This is a genomic window from Pseudomonas sp. R3-41 (genome assembly GCF_054161485.1).
The window spans coordinates 2,762,856-2,788,920 of record NZ_CP096421.1 but is presented as its reverse complement, the minus strand read 5'-3'; the positions used below and the strand labels follow the sequence as shown (position 1 = coordinate 2,788,920).

General features: G+C 52.9%; 21 protein-coding genes and 5 pseudogenes. 11 read left to right on the top strand and 15 right to left on the bottom strand.

Annotated features, from left to right (window positions below):
- Positions 1 to 7: 7 nt before the first annotated feature.
- Together M1D99_RS12640 and fnr are read left to right on the top strand one after the other, a co-directional pair.
- Positions 8 to 2,167, top strand: a complete 2,160-nt coding sequence (locus M1D99_RS12640; protein WP_458131967.1) for a methyl-accepting chemotaxis protein — start codon at positions 8 to 10, stop codon at positions 2,165 to 2,167.
- A 152-nt stretch (positions 2,168 to 2,319) separates the two neighbouring features.
- Positions 2,320 to 3,069, top strand: coding sequence for a fumarate/nitrate reduction transcriptional regulator Fnr (gene fnr, locus M1D99_RS12635; protein ID WP_458131966.1), 750 nt, complete (start codon positions 2,320 to 2,322; stop codon positions 3,067 to 3,069).
- A 32-nt stretch (positions 3,070 to 3,101) separates the two neighbouring features.
- On the opposite strand, the gene M1D99_RS12630 is transcribed toward fnr, so the two are convergent.
- Positions 3,102 to 5,660, bottom strand: a complete 2,559-nt coding sequence (locus M1D99_RS12630) for an EAL domain-containing protein (protein ID WP_458131965.1) — start codon at positions 5,658 to 5,660, stop codon at positions 3,102 to 3,104.
- A gap of 392 nt (positions 5,661 to 6,052) precedes the next feature.
- A complete protein-coding gene (locus M1D99_RS12625; RefSeq protein WP_458131964.1) occupies positions 6,053 to 7,570 on the bottom strand; it encodes a sensor domain-containing diguanylate cyclase in 1,518 nt (505 codons plus the stop codon).
- A gap of 665 nt (positions 7,571 to 8,235) precedes the next feature.
- Between M1D99_RS12625 and M1D99_RS12620 the strand changes: the two are divergent.
- Together M1D99_RS12620 and M1D99_RS12615 are read left to right on the top strand one after the other, a co-directional pair.
- Positions 8,236 to 9,219, top strand: a pseudogene (locus tag M1D99_RS12620) (nitrate- and nitrite sensing domain-containing protein); the annotation flags it as partial.
- A gap of 153 nt (positions 9,220 to 9,372) precedes the next feature.
- Positions 9,373 to 10,080 (top strand): methyl-accepting chemotaxis protein, encoded by a 708-nt coding sequence (locus M1D99_RS12615; RefSeq protein WP_458132138.1) that lies wholly within the window; start codon positions 9,373 to 9,375, stop codon positions 10,078 to 10,080.
- A gap of 35 nt (positions 10,081 to 10,115) precedes the next feature.
- Here the strand turns inward: M1D99_RS12615 and M1D99_RS12610 are convergent.
- Positions 10,116 to 10,232 (bottom strand): annotated as a pseudogene (locus tag M1D99_RS12610) (nitrate reductase cytochrome c-type subunit); the annotation flags it as partial.
- A 1,018-nt stretch (positions 10,233 to 11,250) separates the two neighbouring features.
- On the opposite strand from M1D99_RS12610, the gene M1D99_RS12605 reads away from it, so the two are divergent.
- The 4 genes from M1D99_RS12605 (at position 11,251) to M1D99_RS12590 (ending at position 14,418) form a co-directional block, all read left to right on the top strand.
- Positions 11,251 to 11,691 (top strand): response regulator, encoded by a 441-nt coding sequence (locus tag M1D99_RS12605; RefSeq protein WP_434603954.1) that lies wholly within the window; start codon positions 11,251 to 11,253, stop codon positions 11,689 to 11,691.
- A gap of 883 nt (positions 11,692 to 12,574) precedes the next feature.
- Positions 12,575 to 13,210: a chemotaxis protein CheB gene (locus tag M1D99_RS12600; RefSeq protein ID WP_434603956.1), complete on the top strand. Its 636-nt coding sequence runs from the start codon at positions 12,575 to 12,577 to the stop codon at positions 13,208 to 13,210.
- Positions 13,211 to 13,277: 67 nt separating this feature from the next.
- Entirely contained in the window at positions 13,278 to 13,508 is a 231-nt protein-coding gene (locus M1D99_RS12595; protein ID WP_457967394.1) for a DUF6555 family protein, read from the top strand.
- A 217-nt stretch (positions 13,509 to 13,725) separates the two neighbouring features.
- The gene (locus M1D99_RS12590) at positions 13,726 to 14,418 is read left to right on the top strand and encodes a DUF421 domain-containing protein (RefSeq protein ID WP_458132137.1); all 693 of its coding nucleotides are present in this window, start codon (positions 13,726 to 13,728) and stop codon (positions 14,416 to 14,418) included.
- A gap of 163 nt (positions 14,419 to 14,581) precedes the next feature.
- On the opposite strand, the pseudogene M1D99_RS12585 reads toward M1D99_RS12590, so the two are convergent.
- A pseudogene (locus tag M1D99_RS12585) lies at positions 14,582 to 14,947 on the bottom strand (histone-like nucleoid-structuring protein, MvaT/MvaU family).
- Between the two features lie 399 nt (positions 14,948 to 15,346).
- Positions 15,347 to 15,652 carry a hypothetical protein gene (locus tag M1D99_RS12580; protein ID WP_458131963.1) on the bottom strand — a complete coding sequence of 102 codons (306 nt, stop codon included), beginning with the start codon at positions 15,650 to 15,652 and terminating at the stop codon, positions 15,347 to 15,349.
- A 232-nt stretch (positions 15,653 to 15,884) separates the two neighbouring features.
- Between M1D99_RS12580 and M1D99_RS12575 the strand changes: the two genes are divergently transcribed.
- The 3 genes from M1D99_RS12575 (at position 15,885) to M1D99_RS12565 (ending at position 17,554) form a co-directional block, all read left to right on the top strand.
- Positions 15,885 to 16,127 carry a hypothetical protein gene (locus tag M1D99_RS12575; RefSeq protein WP_458131962.1) on the top strand — a complete coding sequence of 81 codons (243 nt, stop codon included), beginning with the start codon at positions 15,885 to 15,887 and terminating at the stop codon, positions 16,125 to 16,127.
- A gap of 181 nt (positions 16,128 to 16,308) precedes the next feature.
- On the top strand, positions 16,309 to 17,172 hold the full coding sequence (locus tag M1D99_RS12570) for an alpha/beta fold hydrolase (RefSeq protein WP_458131961.1): 864 nt from the start codon (positions 16,309 to 16,311) through the stop codon (positions 17,170 to 17,172).
- A gap of 169 nt (positions 17,173 to 17,341) precedes the next feature.
- The gene (locus M1D99_RS12565) at positions 17,342 to 17,554 is read left to right on the top strand and encodes a hypothetical protein (protein WP_458132136.1); all 213 of its coding nucleotides are present in this window, start codon (positions 17,342 to 17,344) and stop codon (positions 17,552 to 17,554) included.
- Positions 17,555 to 17,687: 133 nt separating this feature from the next.
- Here the strand turns inward: M1D99_RS12565 and M1D99_RS12560 are convergent, their stop codons facing one another.
- The 10 genes and pseudogenes from M1D99_RS12560 to M1D99_RS12515 form a co-directional block, all read right to left on the bottom strand.
- Positions 17,688 to 17,936 (bottom strand): hypothetical protein, encoded by a 249-nt coding sequence (locus M1D99_RS12560; RefSeq protein ID WP_458131960.1) that lies wholly within the window; start codon positions 17,934 to 17,936, stop codon positions 17,688 to 17,690.
- Positions 17,937 to 18,167: 231 nt separating this feature from the next.
- Entirely contained in the window at positions 18,168 to 18,731 is a 564-nt protein-coding gene (locus M1D99_RS12555) for a maltose acetyltransferase domain-containing protein (protein WP_458131959.1), read from the bottom strand.
- Between the two features lie 6 nt (positions 18,732 to 18,737).
- Complete coding sequence (locus M1D99_RS12550) at positions 18,738 to 19,169, bottom strand: hypothetical protein (RefSeq protein ID WP_458132181.1); 432 nt, start codon at positions 19,167 to 19,169, stop codon at positions 18,738 to 18,740.
- 85 nt (positions 19,170 to 19,254) lie between these two features.
- Positions 19,255 to 19,476: pseudogene (locus M1D99_RS12545) on the bottom strand (methyltransferase domain-containing protein); the annotation flags it as partial.
- 93 nt (positions 19,477 to 19,569) lie between these two features.
- Positions 19,570 to 19,923: a DUF1801 domain-containing protein gene (locus M1D99_RS12540; protein WP_458131958.1), complete on the bottom strand. Its 354-nt coding sequence runs from the start codon at positions 19,921 to 19,923 to the stop codon at positions 19,570 to 19,572.
- Between the two features lie 36 nt (positions 19,924 to 19,959).
- A pseudogene (locus M1D99_RS12535) lies at positions 19,960 to 20,351 on the bottom strand (VOC family protein).
- Positions 20,352 to 20,566: 215 nt separating this feature from the next.
- The gene (locus tag M1D99_RS12530) at positions 20,567 to 21,367 is read right to left on the bottom strand and encodes an AMP-binding protein (protein WP_458131957.1); all 801 of its coding nucleotides are present in this window, start codon (positions 21,365 to 21,367) and stop codon (positions 20,567 to 20,569) included.
- Positions 21,342 to 22,190: a condensation domain-containing protein gene (locus tag M1D99_RS12525; protein WP_458131956.1), complete on the bottom strand. Its 849-nt coding sequence runs from the start codon at positions 22,188 to 22,190 to the stop codon at positions 21,342 to 21,344. The genes M1D99_RS12530 and M1D99_RS12525 overlap by 26 nt, the downstream gene beginning before the upstream one ends.
- A 396-nt stretch (positions 22,191 to 22,586) precedes the next feature.
- Positions 22,587 to 24,692 carry a peptidase domain-containing ABC transporter gene (locus M1D99_RS12520; RefSeq protein ID WP_458131955.1) on the bottom strand — a complete coding sequence of 702 codons (2,106 nt, stop codon included), beginning with the start codon at positions 24,690 to 24,692 and terminating at the stop codon, positions 22,587 to 22,589.
- On the bottom strand, positions 24,685 to 25,986 hold the full coding sequence (locus M1D99_RS12515; protein WP_458131954.1) for an HlyD family secretion protein: 1,302 nt from the start codon (positions 25,984 to 25,986) through the stop codon (positions 24,685 to 24,687). Before M1D99_RS12515 ends, M1D99_RS12520 begins: the two co-directional genes overlap by 8 nt.
- Positions 25,987 to 26,065: the final 79 nt, after the last annotated feature.

Below are 26,065 nucleotides of genomic sequence, written 5' to 3'. Positions count from 1 at the left end.
AGGCTTTATGAAACTCAAATCGCTGCAAATCAGAATCTGCATGACGGCGGGCATCTGCCTGTTTGTTTCATCACTGAGTCTGGTGCTCTACGGGCTATTCTCCTCCAGGTCCAACGAGCAATACGTCGCCACCGAGGTCTCGGCCTTGGTCGAGCGTTCGACTATCCGGGAGATCCAGAACCTGGCGGAATCCCGGGCCAACGCCATCCAGGCCAAATTGCAGAATGCCCTGGATGCGGCGCGTACCATGGCCAACGCGTTTGCCGCGAGCAAAACCTCACAAAGCCCTCTAGTAATGGGCCGGGAGCAGATCAACGCCGTATTGCTCGGGGTGCTCAAGGATAACCCTGACTTCAATGGCACCTATTCCTGCTGGGAACCGGACGCATTGGATGGCCAGGACCTTGCGTTTCGCACGGCCCAGGATGGGAGCAATCCGGAGACCGGCCGGTTTACACCTTATTGGACGCGCAGCGCAGGCGGCCACATCGCGGTGCAGCCGCTGGTTGAATATGACTCCTTGGACCGCCATCCCAACGGCGTGCCTAAGGGCGGTTGGTACAGCGGTCCCCGCGACACCCTGAAAGAAAGCGTGCTTGACCCGATTCCGTACGTGGTCCAGGGAAAAAATGTCTGGCTGACCACCCTGTCGGTGCCGATCGTTTCAAACGGCAAATTTTACGGCGTGGTCGGGGCCGACTTCGACATCGCCTTTATCCAGAAACTCAGCGAGCAAATGTCCGCTGAGCTTTACAGCGGCAAAGGCTCGGTGTCGATTCTCAGTAATCAGGGCTTGGTGGTGGCTGACAGTCAGCGCACGGACTTGATTGGCCAGCCCATCAAGGCGTTGCTGCCTGAGTCCTGGGAAACGGTGCTGGGCGCGATTCAGAGCGGGCGCGGTAATGGCGTGCTCAACACGCAAACGCAACAAATCGAAGTTCTGATGCCCATTGAGCTTGGCCGCACCGGTAAACCGTGGGCGGTATTGATTCGTCTGCCCAAGGCCGTGGTCATGAGCCAGGCCATTGCCCTGGAGCAAGAACTGCAGGCGCGCAGTCTTCGTAACAGCATCTGGCAGGTCTCTGTGGGTTTGGGCATCTCGTTGCTGGCCCTGGTCGCCTTGTGGTTCGCCGCCGCGAAAATCGTCGGCCCGATCCGCGAAGCAGCTGCCCTGGCCGCCAACATCAGCCTGGGAGATTTCTCGCGGCGTCTGGTGCAGAAAACCGAAGATGAGGTAGGACAGTTGTCCCTGGCCTTGAATGACATGTCTGAAAGCCTGCAAAGGCAAGTGCGGGTCGCAGAACGCATTTCTGAAGGTGACCTGGACCTGGAGGTTCGTTTGTCCTCGCCCAACGACACCTTGGGCAAATCGCTGGAAAAAATGGTCAGCAACCTCAACCAACTGATCTCTCAAGTTCAGTCCAGTGCAACCCAGATCACCGGAAGCTCGGCGCAGGTCACCGACCTCAGTCAGTCGTTGTCTGAAGGCGCGGCGAACTCCGCCTCGTCCATCACCGAAATCAGCGCGGTCATGACCCAAATGGCCGCCCAGACCCGAGACAACGCCGCCAACGCCAAGCAAGCGGACGAGCAATCCCAGGCATCGCGGGCCGACGCGGGAGAAAGCGATCAACTGATGGGCGAATTGATTGCCGCCATGGCCGAGATTGACGACTCGGGCAAAGACATCACGGCGATCATCACGACCATCGACAACATCGCCGCGCAAACCAATTTGCTGGCGTTGAACGCGGCCATTGAGGCTGCCCGGGCGGGTGAATTGGGACGAGGTTTTGCCGTCGTCGCAGACGAAGTCCGCAGCCTGGCGGCGCGCAGTGCCGAGGCCGCTCAGCAAACGGCCGCACTGATCGCCGACTCCTCGAGCAAGACGCAACGCGGCATGGTCATCGCGAGCCGAACCGCCGAATCGTTGAAGAATATCGTCAATGGAACCGGCGCGGTTTCCAGCCTGGTGTCGCTGATTTACCAAGCCTCCAGTGAGCAAGCCTCGGGATTGCAGCAAGCGAGCATCGGGCTTGAGCAAATCGATGAAGTGACCCAAAAGAACCAATCCAACTCGCTGGAATGCGCGGTGGCGGCAAAGGATCTTTCGGAACGGGCGGCACTGATGCAGAAGGAACTGAGTCGTTTCAAGGTGAAACATTAACGAGCGCGACGAAAATAAGGTCCCTGCTGATGTGCCAGCCGTTCATAGGGTGCGGCACCAATAGTCGACTCGCGTTCTAAAAGATAAAGAAACACAGGGTGCGATGGGGTCTTCTATCATCATTGGCTGCCAACCAAAGGAGGATCCATCCCATGGCTGAGTACAAAACCCTTGTGCGCGCACAGTCTCTCAAAAAAGCTTGCGCCAATTGCGGCGTGCTTGAGTTATGCCTCCCTATCGGGCTGACAGGCAGCGAGGTCGATCGGCTCGATACGCTAATCGCCCAGCGCATAAAAATAAAAAAAGGGACGGCGCTCTATCGCACGGGCGATCCGCTGCATTCTCTGTATGCGGTTCGGCTCGGTTTCTTTAAAACCAGTGTGTTGTCGATGGACGGACGCGAACAAGTCACTGGATTCCAAATGCAAGGTGAAATGCTCGGCCTGGATGCCATCAGCACGAATCACTACGCCTGCAATGCGATAGCACTGGAAGACAGTGAAGTTTGTCCAATTCCGTTCAGTCATTTGGAAAAACTTGCCCGCGACTTGCCATCCCTGCAGCACAATCTCAACAAGCTATTGAGCCAGGAAATTGTTCGCGATCACAGTATGCTGCTGTTGCTAGGCAATATGAATGCTGATGAGCGCCTGGCGGCGTTTCTGCTGAACTTGTCCCAACGGCTAAATATGCGCGGCTACTCACCCAGGGACTTTGTGCTACGTATGAGCCGCGAAGCCATGGGCTCCTATCTGGGACTGCGCCTGGAGACCATCTGTCGCTGTATCGCTCACCTTCGCCAAGAGCAACTGGTTGATGTGCACGGACGGAACGTTAGTATTCTGGACCTTCCAGGCTTAAAGCGCAAAGTCGCTGGCTGCCACCGGCATGCAGAGCTATGAACAACTCATTTGCGCCTGTTTACCGTATCAGGTCAGGAGGTCTGGTCATGAAACGCATAATGATCTTCAAGCCAACGCTCCATCTCTTTTGCGCCCAGCGGCCTGGAAAATAGAAATCCCTGAGCGATCTTATATCCTTGATTCATCAGGATCCGCTGTTGCGCCTCGGTCTCGACGCCTTCGGCGACCACCCGAATTTGCAAACTTTCGCCGATGCGGATAACGGCTTCGCTCAATGCCTGACTTGTAGTGTCGCTTTCAAGGTCATGGACAAAGCTGCGATCCAGCTTAAGCTCCTGGATCGGGAGGCGCTGCAAGTAACCAAGGCTCGAATATCCGGTACCGAAATCGTCCATCGCCAGGCTTATACCTAGCTTATGCATCTCTTCAATGGTGGTCAGGGTATCGGGGTTGATATCCATGAGCACATTCTCCGTAATTTCCAAGGTCAGGTCCTTTGCCTGAAGACCGTACTGCTCAAGCGTACGGACTACCATCCTTGAGAAATCACGGTTATGAAAATTAGTGGGCGACATGTTTACTGACACGGAAGGGACCTGCAGGCCCTGCTTACGCCAGGCAGACAATTGACAGCAAGCCTTACTCAACACCCATAAGCCGAGTTCGCTGATCAAGCCACATTCTTGCGCCATGGGAATAAAACTTAACGGGGAGATTTCTCCTAGCTGAGGATGAGTCCACCTCGCGAGCACCTCCATGCCGTACAACTTCGAGTCACTCAGGTCGATTTGTGGCTGGTAGACTAAATGAAAGGATCGTTGGTCCATCGCTTCTCGTAACGCAGCTTCGAGACGCAGGCGGCCTTGTGTCAGTTGGCCAAGCCCATCGTTGAAAAAGCAAACGCTTCCGCGCAGACGCGTCTTGGCTTGATACATGGCCATGTCGGCACGTTGTAACAATACCTCCATCGTGTGGCCATCTTCTGGAAACAAGCTAACCCCAATGCTCGCCGAGGGTTTGAGCGTCACCCCGCAAATCTGGCAAGGAAGACAGAGTCGTGCCCGCAGCTTTTCGATGAGGTCAATTGCGTGTGCCAGCGTACATTGTGGCAGGACTAGGACAAATTCATCGCCCGATATTCGGCTGACAATATCGCACTCGCGCCGATCCTCTGACAAACGATGGGCGATGAGGCGCAAAAATTCATCTCCTGCGGGATGCCCCAACGAGTCGTTTACCTGTTTGAATCGATCCAGATCGATGAACACAACCGCCAGATTTGATTTATGCCGCGATGCCTGGGCGATAGCCTGCTCAGCCCGTGCATGAAGCAAATTGCGATTGGCCAGGCCAGTCAGTTCGTCATAGAACGCCAACTGGCGTATATGCACACGCGACTTTTCTCGTTCCAGCGCCAAAGCAAACAAGTAAATGCAAGCTTCGACGAGCAGAAGATGTAATTTGCTGGGCTGACATAAGTCGCGGTAGTAGAAAGCGAACATGCCGAGCAGCCGCCCATCGTTGGACCTGATTGGCGTCGTCCAGCATCTCGTCAAACCGAGTGGCTGCACTAACTCTCTGAAATCGCTCCAAAATGGGTGGACAGCCATCTCGCTGATCATAGTTGCGTCAACGCTGATTACCGATGCCGCAGGACCATCGGGCTCGACGCCAATCACTGTCCCATCCAACGAGCTGGAAAACACCGACGGAAGACCCGGTGCCGCCAACGTCTGTAAACAACCCCGGTCATCGACGCGCAAGACGGTTGCAATCACTTCCGGTGCAATCCGCTGGACTTCCAGGCACGCGAGGTTCGATACGGTTTCCAATGACTCCTCGCGAACCATCGCCTCCAGTATCTTATGCCGTAGTACTTCATGCATCCGCGTATGTGTCACGTCCGTCAACACGCTTACGGTGTTGGTCAGATGTCCATGGTCATCGTGAACCGAGTGGATGGTGACGTTACACCAGACGCGTGAGCCGTCGCGGTGGACCCCATAGTCTTGGCCCTGATAGGCGTTACTTTGGCTAACTTGACAACGAATCGCTCCAATACGTGACTCATCCAAGTACGGCGCCAGGACTTTGATGGGCGTTTTGCCGATAACCTCTGGAGGACTGTAACCAAACATCTGACAGAACCCGTCATTGACAAAAACTATCAGCCAAGCGGCATCGGTTATGATGATGGCGTTTTCCGTTGTGTCGACGACTAATGACAGAAGATACAAACGGTGCTGTTCTACATGTTGTTGGGTGATATCTTTAATGAAGGCGGTGTATAAAATTTCCCCTTGATGTTTAATTTTCGAAATAGACATTGCCCCCCAGCGCCGGGTGCCGTCCTTGCACTCAATAGGTACATCACGACTGGTGCCAACAATTTTATTGACCCCTGTGCGGCGGTTGGCCTCGATATAACCATCATGATGGACGCGAATGTTTGCAGGGACCAGAACATCGACATTTCTGCCCAAGACTTCCTCTTTGCTGTATCCCCAGAGTTTCTGTGCAGCCACATTGAACAGAATAATTTTGTTGCTCTTATCGATCACAACAACGCTGTCGACACTCTGTTCCAGCGTTTGGATGAAAACCGTTGAGAGCTCCTTACGGTACGACATAGCACTTACCCACTCTGGAGGGAGATGAGCAGAATCCCTTGCATATTTGGCATTTGGAGGAGTGGGTCCAGCCACTCCTGAAGAACATGGAGGCATTCGAAATATGGGGAGCAATGACCGGTTGGATAGTCGTGTCGAGACCGCCGAAATGAGACTTTGAAGTCAGCGCAATGTCTACAAAAAAAGCGGCAGGTTAGCATAAAAGGTTTGTCTCTTATTAGTAATTGTTCCGACCTGAAATCAATCTGCCACTATTCAAAGCTATGCGCTTGATTTAGATCAACAAACGGGTATCAGCGCAACGCGGCGGCTTGAGTAGCAATCAATGAGCTTTCGCTTGAGATTCGGCAGTTGGGGCTGCTTGCTTGCCTGGAAAACAAGGGCACCAACATTCATGTCTTGCTGTCGGCCGGTCTGCTTGGTGACTCCATCGTCTCATTGACAGAGGCAGCACATACTCTGTTCCGGCCCGCATGCTTTGCTCTATACAGCGCATCGTCTGCCCGGACGATCAGTTGAGCGGGACTGTCGCCTTGGGGTAGCAGGTGAGCAACTCCACAGCTAATTGACACCTGAAGAGGACCACGTTCCGTTGGGATAATGGCTTGTTCAATAGTCAGCCGTAACTTCTCGGCGACGTCCAAGGCATCCATTCCGTTTGTTTGAGGCAAGATGACACCGAACTCCTCGCCCCCGAGCCTTCCGAATACGTCATGGGCTCGTAGAACTCCACTACAAAGGGTCCCCACGTGTTTTAGCACCGTGTCACCGACGGGATGGCCGTATGTATCGTTCACTCGTTTGAAATGATCAAGATCTAGCCATATCAGGCTGAGTTCCGTGCCATGACGCTTCGCCCGACTGAACTCCGTTTCCATCGCCTCCAAGAAGTCCCCCCTGCTTCGAGCTCCCGTCAGGAGATCGACACTGACAAGTTTTCGCAATGCGCTGTGGGATTGTTTAAGTGCAGCGGCATTGCCAAAATGTTGCCGACTGACAAAATATAAAAATACAGCAAACGCGAGCAGTAATGCGGACGTAACGGTTGCAGAAAACAGCAGGAATTGACGTCGTACGTTGAAGGAGGATAGATAGTCAGCAGGTGAAAGCTGCACCAGAACAATGAGCTCGCTATATTCTAAGCGACGGTAAGCGATCAAACTGTCAACCCGATCGAAGGGGCTTGCCCCGCGATACACCCCTTCGGCAGAATTGGCGTTATCGAAATAGGGCTCATACTCAGAAAGAACTGTTCCATCCAAAACAGTGTTGTGTCCGGACTTGGAAGCCACGGTCCGCGGAACACGATCCTTTCCCACCAACGCGATCAATCCGCTAGGGCCGACGTTAATCTTTCGATAGACATCCGTAAAAAAGCTGACGGGTATCGAGAGCACAAAGACCCCGGCAAACTTTCCTTCAGCGACTATCGGCCGGGTAAACTGTATCGACCAGATACCCGACACACGGCCGAGCACTGGCTTGCTGATAAACAACTTATCGTGCGAAGGATTTCTCAGGTGCACTTGAAAATGTTCTCGACCACTGAGATCTACGCTTTTGTCTACAGGCCCCAACGATGAATAAACCAGTCTGCCTTCCGCATTAATAACAGCAATTTGAGCGATCATATTTCCATCGACTTGAAGCTCTTCTTTTACTACCTCCTCGAAATCTTCCGGATCTTCAATAACATCTTCACGTATGTCTTGAAGCAAAGCGTCAGCGTAACGGACCACACTTTGGATGTGTTCCTCAAACGCAATGGCAAGATTCATGGCGTCATTGCCCGCCGCTTGCTCTACCAACACCTGCTCGTGCTTAAGCCACGCATTTAGAGCGACCCACATTGGAACCAACGTGATTAACAAGACAGCTATGGCGATCAGCCCTGCCTTAGTCTTGGTCACTCGATGTCGTAACAAGCGTGGTCTCCAGCGAAGCGTCATTATTTAGCGCGGGCCATCAAGCCAACGAGATGCGTTGCCGTCAGGCCGTTCCGCGACGACATGGCACCACGATATCACTCATTTTTCGAGGCGCAACAATAGATTCAGTGAGGTACCCCAGGTTTCGCGGAATTGCTGGACGTGGGATTCTTATCCACGTAAGGAACTGGCTGGTCAGTGGCTGCCACCCCGCGCCTGACTTAGCAGAGTGAGGAGGAACCTGGCCTTCTCCTCCAAAAATCGTAGCGCATGGCAAACGATTCAGCCTCTCATTGCCTTATGTGCCAGGTGCCAGGTGCCACTCATCAGATTTGATCGCTTGGACAGGTTTTATCCACTTGAGATACTCAAGGAGATGAAGACCGGACCGATAAACAGAGCAGAAAATCAGCGTCCCTTGCGTGCAGCAGCCCCATGGCATCTCCTGTTCACGTGCGCCCACTATAAGCACGACTTCAGGACTCTCCTACCCTCGCGTCACACTGATGCGAATGACAAGGTAATAAGTCGTGTTCAGAAATATTTCATTGAGCTTTAAGCTGATCTTGATTGTGGTGTTCCCATTGATCGGATTCCTTTGGTTCGCAACCCTCCATGTCATCGATAACTATCACACGCTTCGAGAAATGGAGCAGACGCAGGAAGCCAGTACTGCGGCCCGGACGTTCAGCCAATTGATAACAGTTCTGCAGCGTGAGCGCGGGGCGAGCGGCGTTTTTCTGGCCAGTAAAGGAATGTCCATGCGGGACGTGTTAATTGGGTTGAGACAGCAGACTGACAAAGCCATCAATGCAGCCCGCCGCTTACCTGCGCTGGAAAATAATCAAGTCCGCCAAGCCACTGCGGCGCTGGATTCTTTGCAGACCATTCGTAGCCAGATTGATGCGCTGGCGCTCAACAATCGAGAATCGGGCGCTCGGTTCACCAAAATCATTGAATCCTTGATTGCTTATACACATGCACTCCAACGCAGTGTGAAAAAGCCAGAGTTGGCGCGAAGTCTCTCCTCGCTCAATCAGTTCATCGAGATGAAAGAGCGAGCCGGCCGGGAACGCGCAACATTAGGGGTGGTGTTCAACCAGAACCGTGTAGATTCAGACCTGCTTTCAATCTTCAGCCGAAACCTGGGCGAGTTTTCAGCTTATGCAGAGGCATTTCGCAGCAGCGCCGATGCAGCTTATGTCCGTCAACTGGACGATAAGATGGCGGCAGCCGACGGTATGGAAGTGGCCAGGCTTCAGCGATTGATTTTCGATACGCCTATAGGCCAATCACTCGACGTCTCGGCCGAGTCATGGTTCAAGCTATCGACGGCCAGAATAGATCAGATGAGTGACGTCGAAAATGCGCTCAGCCTACACATACGCGACTTGGCCAATCAGGAGCATGTCCACGCATATTTCGTGTTATGTATTGTACTAGCCTCGGTTGGGGGCGCAGTGGTAGCAGTGGTCCTGTTATCGTCCCTTATCATCCGTAACATCCGGACAGCAGTACGGGAAGTTAATAGCGTGCTGATCGCTCTCTCCGAAAGAGACCTCACCAGCCGAGCCACCTATGTGGGAAGAGATGAGTTTGGCACAATCGCCAGCAACCTCAATCGCACGGCTACCGAGCTCAGTCAAATCATTCAAGAAATAGGAACCGCGACCGCACAAGTGGCGACTGCCGCTGAAGAGGCTTCGGCTGTCACGCTTCAGACCAGTCAGAGCCTTGTACGCCAACGCCAGGGAACAGAACTGGTGGTCACTGCCATCAACGAAATGAGCGCCACCGTTCGTGATGTTGCACAGAGCACCGGCGATGCGGCAACCTTGTCACAACAAGTGAGCCAGAGCACCGAAAAAGGCAGAAAGGAAATCGAAGCGACCGTCCGTGTCATCCAGGACATGTCCGAGCAAGCGGATGAAACCGCTGTCATTATTGGCGAGCTAAAAAGTGAAAGTGATTCGATTTCAACGGTGCTGGATGTCATCAGAGGCATCGCCGAACAGACTAACCTGCTCGCTTTGAACGCAGCCATCGAAGCTGCGCGGGCAGGCGACCATGGACGTGGTTTCGCGGTGGTCGCGACTGAAGTGCGTACGCTTGCTCAAAGAACCCAAGAATCCACTGGAAACATCCAAGACATGATCACCAAACTGCAGGCTGGCTCGGATCGCGCAACCAGTTCGATGAAGGAAACCCTGAGCAAGACGCGCACCGGTGCCTCCAATATCGAGCGCGCGGGGGAACTACTGGCGGAGATTGCCGTGAGCGTCTCTAGCATCAGCGATCGCAACATGCAAATCGCCACCGCTGCGGAGCAGCAAAGTGCCGTTGCGGAAGATATCAATCGAAACGTGATGGAGATCAACGACGTAGCCATTCAGGTCAGCGCCGGAGCGGATCAAACAGCAGCGACTAGCCAGGAGCTGGCGAGGTTGGCCGAGCACCAGCAAGTCATCGTGAGCCGTTTCAAATTGAATTGACAATGCTGCAGCATGCCGCCCTGATGGCTGGGGGCCATGCTCTGGGCCAGCGTGTCGCCGGAACGGCCTCCGTCCGGCGCTGGTGCATCGAGTGGGTAGCCGATTTCAGCGGAGATTGCTACGCCGATCACCGCCAGCAGGAGCAACGGCAGTTCGAAAAGGCATCACGGTTCCCCCTCCTCAGGCCACGCTGACCAACTCGATGCATATCGTGCGTTTTTATAGTCGGTCTGCTTGGAGATCGGGGCGGTGGCAACAAGCGCGACCTTGTTGATCAGCTTTTATCCTGTACCGGCATGCTGATATCGACGTACTTCATTGCTTTCCCCGGAGGGCAAAAGCTTGCGAGCATTACCGCTTCGTGTACGTCGCCGATAAACGTTTTGCCCTGCCCTTGCATGAACACTGACTGGTGCGCATTGCTGACGTCTTCAAGCAAACGGCCGATGGTAGCAACGACTGCGCGCTGGGCGTCGGTGAGCCCGATCCATGAATAGCTAGGGGACTGAGCATTAAGGTGGCTGAGCAGCCTTCTTGCTTCACCTATGTTTGCAGAGTCGCGCAGCGTCTCCAGTGCGCTTAGAACGCCTAGCTCCTAGGAGCGGCTGTGCACGTCACGATTGGGAGCTCAATCATCGAGGCGGCATATTCCGCAAGTTGATGGCTTGACTGCTCCTTATGACTCGAAATCGCGGATACACCAATGACAGTGCCGAAGATGTAAGTAAGAACCAGCACAGCGAGGGCAACAATAACCGTAAATTTCGCTCGCTGACTTTGAAAAAAGAGCGGGATGAAGGATAGGCCCAGTAGATCAAACGCTTACGATACCTGGCACCCCCTGAAAGGATTATCGGCCTGCAGCGCCCTCGCTCTAGCCAATTCAGGGGGCCTCCCTTGTACGCGTCTCAGATTTAAGAGCGCATCGCCAGAAACCTGTAGAGTTGGGGCTGAGGCGGTCGCAAGCGCATTTGATTGTCTCTAATATCGGCAATCAAGCCCCTCTGTGCGTACTGGGACGGTCCAAACCTGCCCGCCTACAACTTGAGGCTTTTTATATGAATGTCGAGATTACTCACATCCATGCGACTGGTGGAGAAGCGAACGCAGGTACGGTAGGAAAATTGAGTCTACACTCCCATACCTACCGTTCGTTGCCTAAGGCCTGCTATGACCGCTAATTGGAAAGCCCTAAAACAAATCGAAGGAGAAATTCTGATCGTAGAAGACGATCCGACTCTGCGTGCGCTAACAAAGCAGATCGTAGAAGAAATAGAGATAATAAGTGCGGAGACAGTAACTTTTGAAACCGCCGATCAAGCGTTGGTTTATCTGCTACAATCAAGACGGCCTTGTAGTCTTGCAATTGTTGATTACGGGTTACCGGGTCAAATTAATGGAATGGATTTTATACGGATGGTCAGAAATAAATGGCCATCAATAAAAACAATACTCATGTCTGGCTATGCGCTGATGCCAGAAACCGTTCCTTCTCCGACGGTTTATCTGCAAAAGCCGTGGTCAATGAATGACCTAACCAACGCTGTGACTGACCTACTTCACCCTGATTACCCGGCAACAGAACGATCGCGCCTTTTTAATAATAATTAGTTAAAGCTCTATTGTATGCACCCAGTGCGCTACTGAGATGTATTGCTAGGGCAACTTCAATTTCATCAGCTGCGCCACGTCCGAATTCAGGCTTAGTCCATTAGCATGGCTACCGCTTACAACCCCCCTCCTAATAGGCACATAAATAATCGTTGTCAAGCTCCCATCTTACCTGCGACTGCAATTACCGAAAGAAGGGCCTGTTGCTTTAGCGCAGCCGCTATACCCTATCGTCAATAATCGCAAAACTTTCAGGTAAACATACCTACCGCCCGACGGCCCTTATGACGCGAATTCGTTGCTTGAGGCGCTGTTCATCTATACAGAATTAGCAAGCGACCGGCTCTATCAATGTTGAACAAGCCAAAGCGCTGAAGTCCAGCAGTGGCGCGACATGCTTGATGATTATGACTTCTGGATGCAAAACCCGAGGCGTATCGGTCCAGTGTGCTCCGCAGGTGCAAGGCTGGCCGAGGTGCGGCTGTTCGGGCGGTAGATTACCTTATAACCGGAATTGCGAATGTTTAGTCATGAGTGATCCGTTTGGATACACACTGCAGGTGCATGCAAGCGGTAGTAAACCGCACTCTATGATGAGTCGAACTTCAATACGGAAATCATGGAGCTATCCGAGGTTCTTTTTGAGAGCTGTCCGAGGCCGTGCTTTTACAGGCGCTTGGGCATCCGCTACGCGAGCTAATATCGTCACATCCGATGAAGGCGGGATCAAGCATTAAATCATATACAGGTTGGAGACGTCTTCTGGTGATCGCCGTTATTGGGCTGGCAGGCTACACTCGATTGCGTGGAGTCCGCAGGACGATTTTTAGGCCGCTGCATCCTCATGAAAAAAGTACGTATCCCCCGAGCAGGAGAGAAAATAATGTCAGACGATATGGTCCAGTACAGAGACATCGTCGTCATCGGCGGGTCAGAGGGTAGTATTGAGCCATTGAAAGAAATTCTCGCGGGTTTGCCACCGAAATTTCCCGCCGCAATTTTGATCGTTTTGCATACTCACTCTTCAAGCCTGAAGATGATGGCCGCCATTCTTCAGCGATCCTCATCTATGCCGATAGCTTATGGCGCGAATGGCGACGCTATTCTGCCTAGCCGTATATATCTGGCTCCGCCAGACAAACACCTTGAGGTTTCGGCACCTGGCTTGGTTTTTTTAAGTGACGGACCGAAAGTGAATTTTTGTAGGCCAGCAGTTGACCGTCTCTTTCAGACCGCCGCTGAAGTCTTCGGCCCCCGAGTGATCAGTGTGATCCTATCCGGCAACGGGGCTGATGGAGCAGACGGAGCGATTGCGGTTGGGGCGGTGGGTGGTTTGAACCTCGTTCAAGATCCGAGCGATGCTGACGTAGCGAGTATGCCTGTTGAAGCCATCGTTAAGGATCACCCGGACGTCTTAGTCAAAGCGAAAGCATTAGCAACCGTTCTGATTCACGCAGTTAGGCGCTCTTCGGGCCGGTCAGCCCTGGATAAGGCGTCTGCCACTGTGCGTCCCATCTAAGATTCCAATTCATTTGAATTTTTTCCAGCCTGATGACTCCGTTAGATATGAGCAAATGGAGCCACTCATGGACAACAACCTGTTCGTCATCGCCTACAAACTTCACGGCGAACCAAAATCCTTCATCATCCGCAGCAAAACGATGCGAAACGTAGAGGCCTGGCACTGGGCAAGCTGCGATGTCGGCATTGCCCCCATCCCCAAGCCAGGCCGTCCGCCAATGAAGATGGTCTCAAAGCCTCAAGCTGAGAAGTACGGCGTCACTGATGTCACATGGCGAGCGAGCGGAGCTCAGTAGCTCCAGGCTTCAATCCTGGCGCTACCTGGAACATCAGTCCATTTGGCGGTCAGGTGTCTAAACTAGGCAGACGCCTACTGTTACGCATTGTGAGGGCTTGCCTCATCATGCTGAATGCGTTCCTGTTTCTGTTTACTTGCAGATGCGCTCCGAATCGCAGGTCTGGCGACGGAATGCACCGCTACCCCTTGGCCGCTCTAAATCAACAGAGGCAATGATGTCACCCTTCGATCTACAGCGAATGTTGATAGATGAGTTCCCATTGCCATTCTTGTTAGAGGTTGGCTTCCGAGCAACCTTTGCCTTTCTCGCTGTTTTTCTATTCTTAAAATCAAGTGGTAGGCGGGGCATAAGGCAGCTATCACTCTTTGAGCTAGTCGTCATTCTGACCTTGGGCTCCGCTGCCGGGGACGTGTCCTTCTACCATGACGTCCCGCTGTTGCCGGTAGCAGTGGTTTTTCTAACGCTCCTGCTTCTTTATCGCACTACCGTACTGATCATGACGAAGAGCAAAAAATTTGAAGCGTGGATTGATGGCTTGCCTGTGACTGTCATCATCGAAGGCCAATACGAGCTCAAATCGTTAGAAAAGCTCAACATTTCATCGAGCGAGCTGCTGATGGAGTTGCGGCAACAAGGCGTTGAACACCTAGGCCAGGTGAGGCTGGGGCTAATGGAGACTGACGGCGATATCAGCCTTTATTTTTACGATCATGAGGACCTACGCCCTGGGTTATCCGTTCTGCCTGTGGAACATCGCCCGGAGTTCAAAATAGCACCTATTTCCGCGCTCTATTGCTGTGTGAATTGCGGTTTCGCGAAGCATCTGCAGGAAAAACAAGGCGCCCATTGCTCCCGTTGCGACCATGACATATGGTCAACCGCGTTAAGCAGTCCAAGATGTAGGTGATGGTATTGAGCTCAATACCACCCTCAACACTTCCACTTGACATAGGTGGCGGGTAAAAACTCAGGAGTACTAGTCAAGCCAATACCCGAAACTGATCCCGGCGGCTCGCGGGGAAATCGACGACCAAAAGAGCCCGCAGGGCTCCTTTGTATTCAACACCCGGTCACTTGGTCAGCCAAGACTCAACAGTGTCTGAGCCATGCTCAGCCTTCCACTCTTTTAAGCCCTTGTGATTGCCACCTTTCGTTTCAATGATCTCGCCAGTGTGCGGGTTTTTATAGACCTATACCTGACGAGTTCTCCTCGTGCCAGCTTTTGGAATCGCCGCTGGAGCACGGCGCCCCACCTGCGGACCAAGCAAATTGACCACGTCCTTCAGACTGTAGCTGTATTTTGCGAGCAAATCGCGGAGCTTCGTTTCAAATTCGATCTCTTTCTTAAGCCCTGCATCGCCTTTGAGGGCTTCAAGTGCTTGGAGCTGTTCAGCGAGGTGTTTCTCGAGCTGGCGAAATTCTGCGAGTTTGGACATGGTAGGTCTCGTTTGATGGTTGCCTAAGAGTGTATTGCAGATCTAGAGCTCGCGCCCGCTTGTAAAAGCAGGTAATGAAAATTAAGGCTCGGCAGCCGTTATGGTTGAGTTATAACTCAAATAATTGGTTACCGGTGCCGTTGACACACTCGCAAAACACACCAGCGCGTTCCTGTCCGAGTCCCAATGCCATCGCGCCCACTAATGTGGTCAGTCACGCCTATTCACCAACGCACAAAGGCTGCAACCGATCACCTGATGGCGCACGGCTGGATAGCAACCTGACTAGGTATCGCTTGAGGAAGCTCAGGCCACAAAGCTTCTCTCCACCATCAGCGCCTGGAATCATGTCACGTCTGACGTACCAGCCCCCTCAGGGCAGACGACAAATGGACTCATTCAATTAGTTCTATCTACAGCGCGTCCAAGCGGCCAGCCCACCAGCTTTTCAATTGGCTGCCGTAGCGCCTTTTCCGCTGCAAAAATAGCGCTGTATCTTTCCACAATGGGAGTACAACCTTGAGCGTGAAGCTGGATGAAATTGGCTCGCATGCTCTCGACGTCAAACTTCTTGCCTAGGTGATTTTTTACGAAGCGGCGACTGATTTGGTAATGACCACAAGCGAGGCAGATGATGTCGTCCCAATCACCGTATAGGCCTTTTCGATACGCATCGCCCCAACAGATCCAGCAGCTACATTTCATCCCTACCCTCCGTTGCCTAAATAGATTTTTGAGAAACGGATTGGGTTCCTTCCAGAAGCGTGCTCGCAGGTGCCATTGGTCGCCTAACCCACATGCTTAACGGCGCACGGCCCTGGGGAGCAACAAGCTAAAGGACCATAGGAAACTCTACCCCGCCTGATAGGGTCGATGGAAATAGAGGGCGATACGCCCCAGCCCAGCGAAGGGCAAACTTGCGTGTACGGAGTATAGAATGCCCAGCGAACCTTTCGACTTGCCAGTCGGGGCGGTACGCCCTGCCGAGAAAATACTCAAAGAGATCGAGACTGCCGGATCGATGATCCTAGCGGTGAAAAACGGCGCAAAAGCTCATGGGTTTGTGATTGGCCTAAGGTGTGCTGGAGCCATCACAGAGGAACAAGCCGATGTGATTCTGAGTCGGTTTGACCACGCAGTAGAGAGCAGGCTCAGAGAGTTGACGCTTTACACTAAATAAAATTCTTCCTGAATATTAAGAACCGTAGCGGCCACTCAAGCTTGAACCATTGGCTGCCCTACCCCTTACGCTGGGGCCAACACCGTATGATGCATCCTGCGGAGGATTCGGCTGCTCGTCCGACCTAGCTACCGTATCCGTGATCTATTGTTTGGAGTGGAAAGCCTCGTTAGGAGTGACGATGTTCGAAGGTTTCCAGCTAAAAATGATTGACTTACCTGAGGCGACATTACGCGTTCGCTATGGTGGCTCGGGCCCGCCGTTATTGTTACTTCATGGGCACCCGCGCACGCACACGACTTGGCATAGGGTTGCACCGCTGCTCGCCAGTTCTTTTACGGTGGTCTGCCCTTATTTGAGAGGGTTCGGCAAGTCCAGCCTGCCTGCGAACCCTAATGACTACGAAGCTTATTCAAAGAGAGCGAAAGGGCGAGACTGTGTTGCCCTCATGGATAGCCTAGGGTTCGATAAGTTTTACCTAGCGGGTCATGATCGAGGTAGCTACGCTGCTTTCCGCTCAGCGTTAGACTACCCGTCACGCGTGCTAAAACTGGCAATCCTAGATGGTGTGCCTATCTTGGAGGCTCTTGAGCGATGTGACGCGCGGTTCGCATCCAGATGGTGGCACTGGTTCTTCTATGCTCAGCCCGACAAGCCAGAGAGGGCAATCCTCGCGGATCCAAAGGGTTGGTATGGGGGTTGCTCAGAAACTATGGGACGGGAAAATTACGAGGATTTTCAGGCTGCGATTCACGATCATGAAACTGTTATTGGAATGCTCGGTGACTATCGCGCGGGTATCGAGCTGGACTACCTGCATGATCGGGAAGACCGTGAGGCTGGTCGAAAACTTCAATGTCCGCTCCATGTTATTTGGTCGTTAAGGGATGACCTAGAGGACCTGTACGGCGATGTGGTTGCAGTTTGGGAGCCATGGGCAGAACTGAAAGTCACCGGAGAAGGTATCGACTGCGGTCACCACATTGCTGAAGAAGCTCCGGTCGAGTTGGCTCGTTCACTGAAGGCATTCTTCACCGAGCGATGACCATCGCGACGCCGTTAATGACCGCTTCGGTCTGGTAGCAGCTTCGCGTGAATGTCGCATTTTGCCGATCGCTGTCTCTAGACCCTGCAATACTCGCTAGCCCGCACCGACCTTTGGTTTCTGTCCCTTACGCTGCTACGCTTTCGACTCCTTGATTGGAGTCGAGATGATGCCCACCGAATATTTCCTTTCTGATGTCCTTGAGCGGCTTTACCAAAATCAGCTCGCCTTGGAGGCCGCGGTGATGGAGCTGACCTTGAAGGTAGAGGGCCAAGGTGCGAAAGACACCGGCGATAATGTCCGCGGTGCGCTGCAAATGATCGGAGAGAACGCCGGACATATCAAACAGGGCTTGGCTAAGTTGAAAGCCCAGGGTCACTGATTTAACGGACCCCTTGCGATAGCGAGCTTGGCGGCCATCTTTCGCGCACAGCACAAAGACTGACATTACGAATGTCAGATTTCCCGCGCGTTGCGCGGCGACATCGTGAAGATACGGGCGCTCTCGCCGCTCGTTATGAAAAGCGGCGCACCTTGATAACCTTGCCCGAAGCTACCCTATGCTTGGGCTTGGCCACTCGAATAACCTTGTGATGACCATCGGCCATTGTCTCAACGAGCATGCCATCCCTGATTTCCATCACACCGAGTCCGGCTGCGAGCGTATTGAGATAGGCTGCCTTAACTGCGCCTTTCGCCATGGCTGGAATTCTCTCCTCCAGCCGGCTCACCAGTTCATCATGTAACATCTGGTTGATGTCCATAGCGGGCTCCGCATTCTAGGTCAGCAAGGAACCAGCCATCGTTGTTGCTGTGCTCCGCGGCAAGCCCTTCTCCTTGGGATGTAGGCGAGGCGTGTCTGGCCGTCGACACCACATAAAATTTGTATAGTAATTACCATTAAAGCCCGCCGGCTTCAGCAAGATTTTATGACTGGTGAATGGCAATCCTACCTCAGAGAGCGAATTCGAAGGCCATTGCTCGGTCGTTTCGACTCAGATTTTTCCCGCTACGATGACGACCCCGATCCGCTCTGCCAGATTGAGCACCGTGTCGAACACAGTCGAGTCTTCGGTCAAGCTGCGGGACGTCCCCTGCGGGTGGAGCGCGCCGTCAGGAATCCGGTCACCGAAGAGCACCACCGCACGTGCCAAATCATCTTGTCGCGACACCCAAGACAGCCCCTGCACATCCAGATAGACACGGTCACCGATAACAATCCGATGGCCGTCCAGAAACGTGCAGTTCATATTGATGAACACGTCATCGCCAATATCGATATGAATGCCGTAGTCGCAATGAAAACTGGGTTCTATCCAATTGTTCTCACCTAACTTTCGGAGTAATTTCTTGAGCAACGCTTGTTGCTCTTTCAAGGCCAGCGGCGATGTATTGTTAAACGCGCATTGCAATGCCTTGGCGCGAATATGCAGGCGTGTAAGTTCCAAGCTGGGGGAATGAAACCATCCCCCGCGAGCATTCTTTCGCAGGAAGAACGGGTGTCTCCCGCCTGGGTGGACGGGACGTTTAAAACATCCATGGTGAACTCCGACGTTCAAGCGCAATCAGCGAAGGGGACGCTTTTCGTATACCGAAATATGTTTGAACGCGCCGTCGACAAACGGCGCTTGTTCCCAATTGGCCCAGCGCTGGACCAGGCGCATGCCCGCCAATTGCGCCATCAGGTCGAGTTCGGCCGGCCAGGCGTAGCGCAGCTCCACGGGAATCACCTTGACCCCTTCGCTCTGCATGCGGATGAACCGGCAACTGACCCGCTGCTTGACCGCCTCATGCCGCGATGCTTCCAGCAGTACCTCGTTGCGCTCCAGCCCGCCGACGTAAACCGGCTGGTCCTTGCCGTAGCGCGAAAGGTTCGGGAAGAACGTTTCGATCAGCAGCCCCTGCTCGCCAAGCTGCGCGCTGGTTGCCTGGAAACAATTGACTTGAGCGTCTTGGGACAGCAACAGAAACAGTGAGCTGAAGGTGCAGAACGCCATCTGGAAAGGGGCACCCTGGACCCCCTTCCAGCGTCGCGAAATCCGCCAGTGTCACCGGGACGTCAGCACCTCCAGGCTTGGCCTTGAGCTTATCGAGCATCGATTGCGAGGCGTCGACGCCATGCACATCAACGCCGCGTTCGCGCATGGGCAGTGCGAATCGACCCGTCCCTACACCCAACTCCAGCACCGGGCCACCGCGACCGGCCAATGCCACCAAGGCATCAATCGCGTTCGCTGGCGCCTCTCCGTACAAGTCATCATAGATGTCGGCCAGGGTTCCACCGTAAGTACTGGGATCGCTCATTTCCACTTCCGTTAGTTAGTTTATTCAGAACAATATTTCCCCATGCGAGGGCCCACCCCCCGCAGGAAAATCAAGGTTAAATACTCCGTTGGATCAATTATCCAGGGCTTGCCTTACATACTCCGCAAGGTGCTTATCCTGTACATCCGACACACTGAATAACTGGATATGGCGACGAAACTTTCCGGTGCCTTCCAGTACATGATGAGGATCGTCAAACCTGTAGCCCTGACCGAACGCCACCGACACGTGGCTGGTGTAGGCGTAGACCCCGCGAAACGGCGTTATCCGCGAAAACAGAATGCCACCGTACTTGACCGTTTCAGTCACGCCGCCACCGGTGGCCGCCACCTTTCGCACCTTCTGGACCACTTCCAGCAGGGCACCATGCGTGCTGCCAATATCTTCAAGTAATGCCGCAACGGCATCGTCCGTTTTACCTGCCACGCTGTCCTCCTTGGATCGTTGCCTGTAACGTGAAGGTCATTGACCGACCGGTGAACACAGTTCCACAAGGGTGCCCGCCGGGCAGCGCACGTAGGACACCACCTGGCCCCAAGTTTTTTTCTGCACCGCAGCATGCTCGCTCGCCCCGGCCACCAACGCCTTGGCATGCGCGGTGGTTACATCATCGGTAACCAGGGCTATTTCAATGCCCAAGGGCTTTTGGTGCGGACTGCAGAACTCATATCCGCCATCGCAGTTCGATTCGGCAAGGCCGCGACTGGCGAACGCGAGTGTAGTGCCACCGGTTTCAAGCTCGCCGTAGTCGCCCGACTCATCCAGAAAGCGCCGCTTGAAACCAAAGGCTGCTCAAAGGACGCAAGGGTGGCTTCGACCTGAGGTACATAAACAATCGTGTATCCAAATTTCACGGTGCTTCTCCTTAGATGTTGCTGTTTATGAGGCTCGTGCCGTAGGAACGGCGATAGTGTTCGAGCCAATGCAAATTTTCAGGGCACGGGCCCGATTGCGCCAGCGCAGAATCGATAAATGTACGAATTGTCAGGCTTGTTCTCCTGCGCGCCGCGAAAGCAATCGAGTAGCCGGCCAGCGAAGCCGTGTGTGCGAATCGCCATGGCGACGGGCCCTAGGCCTCTTGGGCCGGTGGCTGGCAGGCAAACCCTAGCCTGGACCATGCTCGGCCGATCCCTTGCCCACAGGCCTTGGCGCCCGCCTCTTTCAGGGTCCAGAGCCGATAAAAAGCTTCTTCGCGCGCAGGTCCGGCGAGCTTGGCCAGCACTGCTTGCTCCTCGTGGCTGAAAAAAAGCCGGCTCAGGGCGTAGCTCAACGCCATTTCCATGATCGCAGGCACTGAATTCCAGATGCTCACACGATGTTCGCGCGCAGCGACGAGCCAGGCATTCGGTTCAGCGCTTTCGGCGCTGTGCCCAAGCACCAGCGCACACCCGCTCAGGGCCGGCATGAAGAGGTCGAACACCGACAAGTCGAAGCTGAATTCGCTGATCCCCAGCAAGCGGTCGCTGTCATCGATCGCGAAGCGCTTGCGACAGTCCTGCAGGGTATTGAGTGCTGCCCGGTGAGTCACGCTGACGCCTTTGGGCACCCCCGTGGTGCCAGACGTGAACATGATGTACGCCAAGCTGCTGTCAACCGCCGGATAGGCCGGCATTATGCAGGCGCCCTGCCCATGACCGGCCTCCAGCCACTGGCGGTAATTCAAGTACCAGTTCACGGGCGAGGTCAGGATGCCGGCGATGTCCTCGTCATCATCGCCCAGCACCGTCGTTGCCGCGGCTTGATTGATCATCGAATGCACCCGTCCCCACGGGGAGTGCTTGCTGACCGGCACGTAGGTCGCGCCGGCCATCAGCGTGGCATAGATCGCGATAACGTTCGCGGCATCATGGCTGCCCCCGGATGACCACATGATCACTGGGACCGACGCCATTTTCATTCAGATGACTGGCCAGTCGGCTGGCCTGGCACAGCAATTGCCCGAAGCTCAGGCCGCCCTGCGCATCCAGGATGGCCGGTGCATCCGGTCGCTGCACGGCCTGATGCAGCAGGCCCTGGTAGAGTGCGCCGCTGTCGAAGGCTTGTTGTGTATGGTTGAACGCATTGACCGTCGCCAGCAGGGCCGGGCTCACCTGAGTGTCATCCCACTCCCCCGGCTCAGTGGCGAGGCGCTGCAGGATCGCGTGAAAATGCTCGAAAGCCTGGGCGATCACTCCCGGCGGGAACACTCCTTCGCGCTCATCCCAAGACAACCACAACTCACCCTTGTGTGAAAACGTTTGGGCGTCGATCCAGATCTGCGGGGTCATCATGGCGTGGTCCGTCTGCTCCAGCGGTACGGCGGGCAGATCCATTTCCAGCAATGACGAAAACACATTGGGCATGGGCGGTTCGGCACTGCTGGCACGCTGGTCGTGAAGCTTGATCAATTCACGCACCGCAGAGACACCATCGTAGGCGCCGTGCTGCATAGCCGCACACAAGTCTTGCTGCAGGTGTTGCACGATTGCCGAAAAGGCCCTTGGCCCGTTCGGCAGGTCGATCAGTACGGTATCGGCGAAATTACCGATATGGCGAGCAAATTCCTTTGCCAGCCCAGGGCGGCTGCTGTACATGACGCTACAGGTCACCGTGGCCTTGCCGGACCAGCGCGCCAGCGTCTGCAGATACACCGTCAGCAGCACCGCATTGAGCGACACCCGATAGGCATCGGCACCGACTTCACCCAGGGCCATGGCCGCCAGCCTCATTACCTCTAAATGGGCACCCTCGTTTGCAGGAGTGCAGGATCCCGAGCTGCTCTACGAGCGCTTCGAGTTTCTGAACCTGCTGTTCTTCGTTCAAACGAATGGCGTCAACGAAGAAGATCTCAAAATCGAATCCAGCAAAATCAATTTCGAAACATTGCGATGGGACGTCTGTCGTGGCACTCGGAGACGATCTCTCGCTTTGCTCAGGAATACTCTACACAGGAGTGCAACGCGCCCTTGCTAGCTGCCGGCTTTGCCTTTGGTAGTGAGAGCTACCTCCAGCGATTCCTAGAGGGTTGACGCGACTGAGCGGGTGGTAAAGAGGTACCCGGTCTACCGCTCAGACATCCGCAAACCCAGAAACACTTAGATTTCAGCAGGCTATTCATCAAGATGGATAACCCGATCTGCTGACTGTATCGTTGATTCTCTATGTGCGATTATCACCCTAGTTATATTGAGCTTTTTAATGGCGAGATTTACGAACTCCTCGCTTATGTTATCCAGGGCACTCGTCGCCTCATCCATGAATAAGATTCCAGGCCTTCTATAAAGTGCTCTCGCGATAAATAAACGTTGCTTTTGCCCTCCTGACAATCCTTCACCAAGCTCCCCTATAAGAGTTTCATATCCCATCGGCATTTTCATTATTACATCATGAATGTAGCTTGCCTTGGCACACTCCCGTATCCAAAAATTATCCACCTCCTCCGCGAATCCGCTGATGTTCTCCCGGATAGACCCAGAAAACAACTTATCATCCTGCATTACACACCCAACCATTTTCTGATAGTTATTGATCCCTAACTGCCGGATTTCAGTCCCATCTACCAGAACCTTGCCACTGTCCGGCGCGAACAGGCCACAGAGCACTTTGATCAACGTGGTCTTTCCAGAGCCGGAAGGGCCAACTATCGCTACGCTCTCTCCCGGAGCAATACAAATATTTAGATTGGTAAAAACCGTAGCGGACTGACTATCATAACGATAGCTGAGATCGCAGGTTTCTAATTTAGCTGGACGCATGTTTATGTCAGCTGATATATCTGGCTGCCTCGCCTCTCGCTCGTTCAAAGCAATGTCAGAGATGCGTTCGTTGTGCAAACCCATCATACGCAACTGAAGCAGAAAATTAGTCAACGACGTTACTCTATCTGAAAACTGACCTCGGAACACGGCAAACGCAACAAACATACCGAGGGTCATCTGACTATCAATAACGAGACCGGCGCCAAGCCACAGTATCACTATTTGGTCGCAGGCAGCGATAAACGTATTAATCCCACCAAATAATAAATTTAATTTTGTAATTTTAATTCCAGTATTAATATTATCAATTTCTAGATTTATCCAATGCCCCCCTCTGCGCTCGCCCATCCCCTGCATCTTGACCACTGCAATTCCGTAAAGAGTTTCCATAAAATAGGAGCTAGCTCGCGCGCTCCTAACTAAGGCCTCCTCCGATAACTGACGGTAGTAGTCATAAGTCAGAAGCCTAATCAGCACATACACAGCTGTAAACCCCAGTACTATCCAAGTCAGCCATCCGCCATACAGAGCCAACATAACCAGCACGCCAACAACCATGATGCCGTCCATGATTGCCCCTACAACACTGCTTGTAAACGTCACGCGCAATGTATTCAAGGAGCTAAAGCGGGACTGAATATCACCCAGTTTTCGTCGCTCAAAATACCCAAGCGGCAAACGTATCAAATGATGGAATAATCCCGACTGCCATTGCACATTAATTAACACATCCATCACCATGGATGACCAAGCCCGCGTTGTGCTGACGGCGGCTCGTAACAGAATAAAAAATATTAGACCGACACATATCAGTGTTAGCAAGCCACGATCACTAGCGGGAATCGCGTGATCCATCACCAGTTGAGTACCAATCGGCATGAGCAGGTTAATAGCTTCAATTATTAGGGACAAACAGAAAATCTTGATCAGCGCCCCCTGGAGGCCGTGCACACCACGAACTAGCGTTGCTAAGCTTAACCGGCTCCTGGCTGTTTCGGCCATGAAATCACTACTTGGCCATAACTCAAACGCAACACCAGTAAAATATTGCGACATCTCCTCCCGTCCCAGCGCCCTGCGCCCTTGAGCTGGGTCGTGAATCATAAAGCGATTGCGCTTCACGCTGATCAGCACCACAAAGTGGTTGAAGTCCCAATGCAAAATACAAGGTGTTTTTAGCGCGCTGAGTTCGTTTAAATCTAGCGAAAGCGCCCGAGCAGACATCCCTAGCGATGACGCAATTCCGTGAATGCCTTCCAGGGTGGTACCGCGCACCGAAAGATTGAATTGTTGACGCAGTGATATGAGGTCAAGATTCTTGCCATAGTGCCCACATATCATTGCCAGACAAGCTAAACCACACTCTGACGATTCAGTTTGATGAACCATGGGAGTACGCATCCGCAACCCCAAGTCTAGTTTGCCGATAATGCTTTTGAAGCGATTTTTATTATTCACTCACCGCCCCCATGGCGCTATGCCTCATATCATATAACGGGGAAAGCATCCATTGGTAAATCTTTCTTTCTTCAAGAAATAGCGTGCTTGTGGCCTTCATGCCATTTTCAAGCTGCATGTTTTTTCCATCGTAAGTTATTGTTTCTTTATCCGGTTTTACAATAATCTTGTAATACGGTACGGAAGCACCTTGGATATATTTTGGCGCGCCCTGGTAAGTCAGCATCTCCTGCTGAGATGCGGGTGTTTTTGAGATCACCGTAACCAGACCCGAGAACTGACCGAATTTTTCAGCCGGGAAAGCCTCATACCGTATATTAACTTTGGCACCCACGTTGATGTAAGGCAACGCGTCATTTGGCACCCATATAATCAGCAAATAATCTCCTTCTTTAGGAAGGATTTGCGACAGGCTGTCCCCAGCATTGACCATCTGTCCTACAGTAACGCTAAGCGAATCCACCGTTCCCGCAGAAAGTGCACGAATGATGACCTCGGCGCCTATCTCCGCCCCAACCAACTCCTTTTGCAGTTCGTATATTTGAAGTTCCATCTGATAGATGCGATTATCGAATTCGGCTGCTTGTGTCTGAATCTGCGCTTCCAAGCTAGTAACCTGCAAGGCATTTTCTTCATTTTGGCCAATTAAGTTAAGCAAATTGCTCTGTTGCTGATAATACATTGAAGTCTGACTAGTAAGTTGGTCTTGACTAACCAACCCCTCCCGGTGATAAGTTCTGTAGTCTTCCATGCTACGCTTCATTATTTTTACCCCCTCTTCTGCATGATGCACAATTGCGGAAGATTGATTTAGTGCGGCAACAAACTGAGCTTTATTTTTTTCCAAGGATAGAATCGTGGCTTTTTTACTTTCCTCAAGCCGGGAAATTATATTCTGTATCCGAAGCAGTTGATTATCAATGTCTCTGCGCTGACTCTCGCTAACAACGCCGCTTACCGTACTCTTGCTGACGTCAATTTGATAAATAGGATCTCCTTTTTTTACGACTTGTCCTTCCGTTACAAACTGATTCACTACAAAGCCCTGGACGTTAGATTGAATATTTACAGGGCGGGGCCATGTGGTAATCTCGCCACTCACATTGACTCGCCGAACATAAGTCGCATTCATTATAAGCATCAAGAGGGAGGTCATAAAAAACGAGCACGCCAGTAGAACTACCCAGGGAGGACTACCGCGTAGCAGAATCGCTCGCCCACGCCATTTAATCTTCCTTCCTTCAATTGCTTCTTGACGAAACAAATCCATCTCCCTGCCAATGAAATAATTCATTTATTGAGCAATCATAAATTCGGCTACTCATCGCCCTGATTAGCAATAATTATTAGTCATTGAATATCAGTAGATAAGT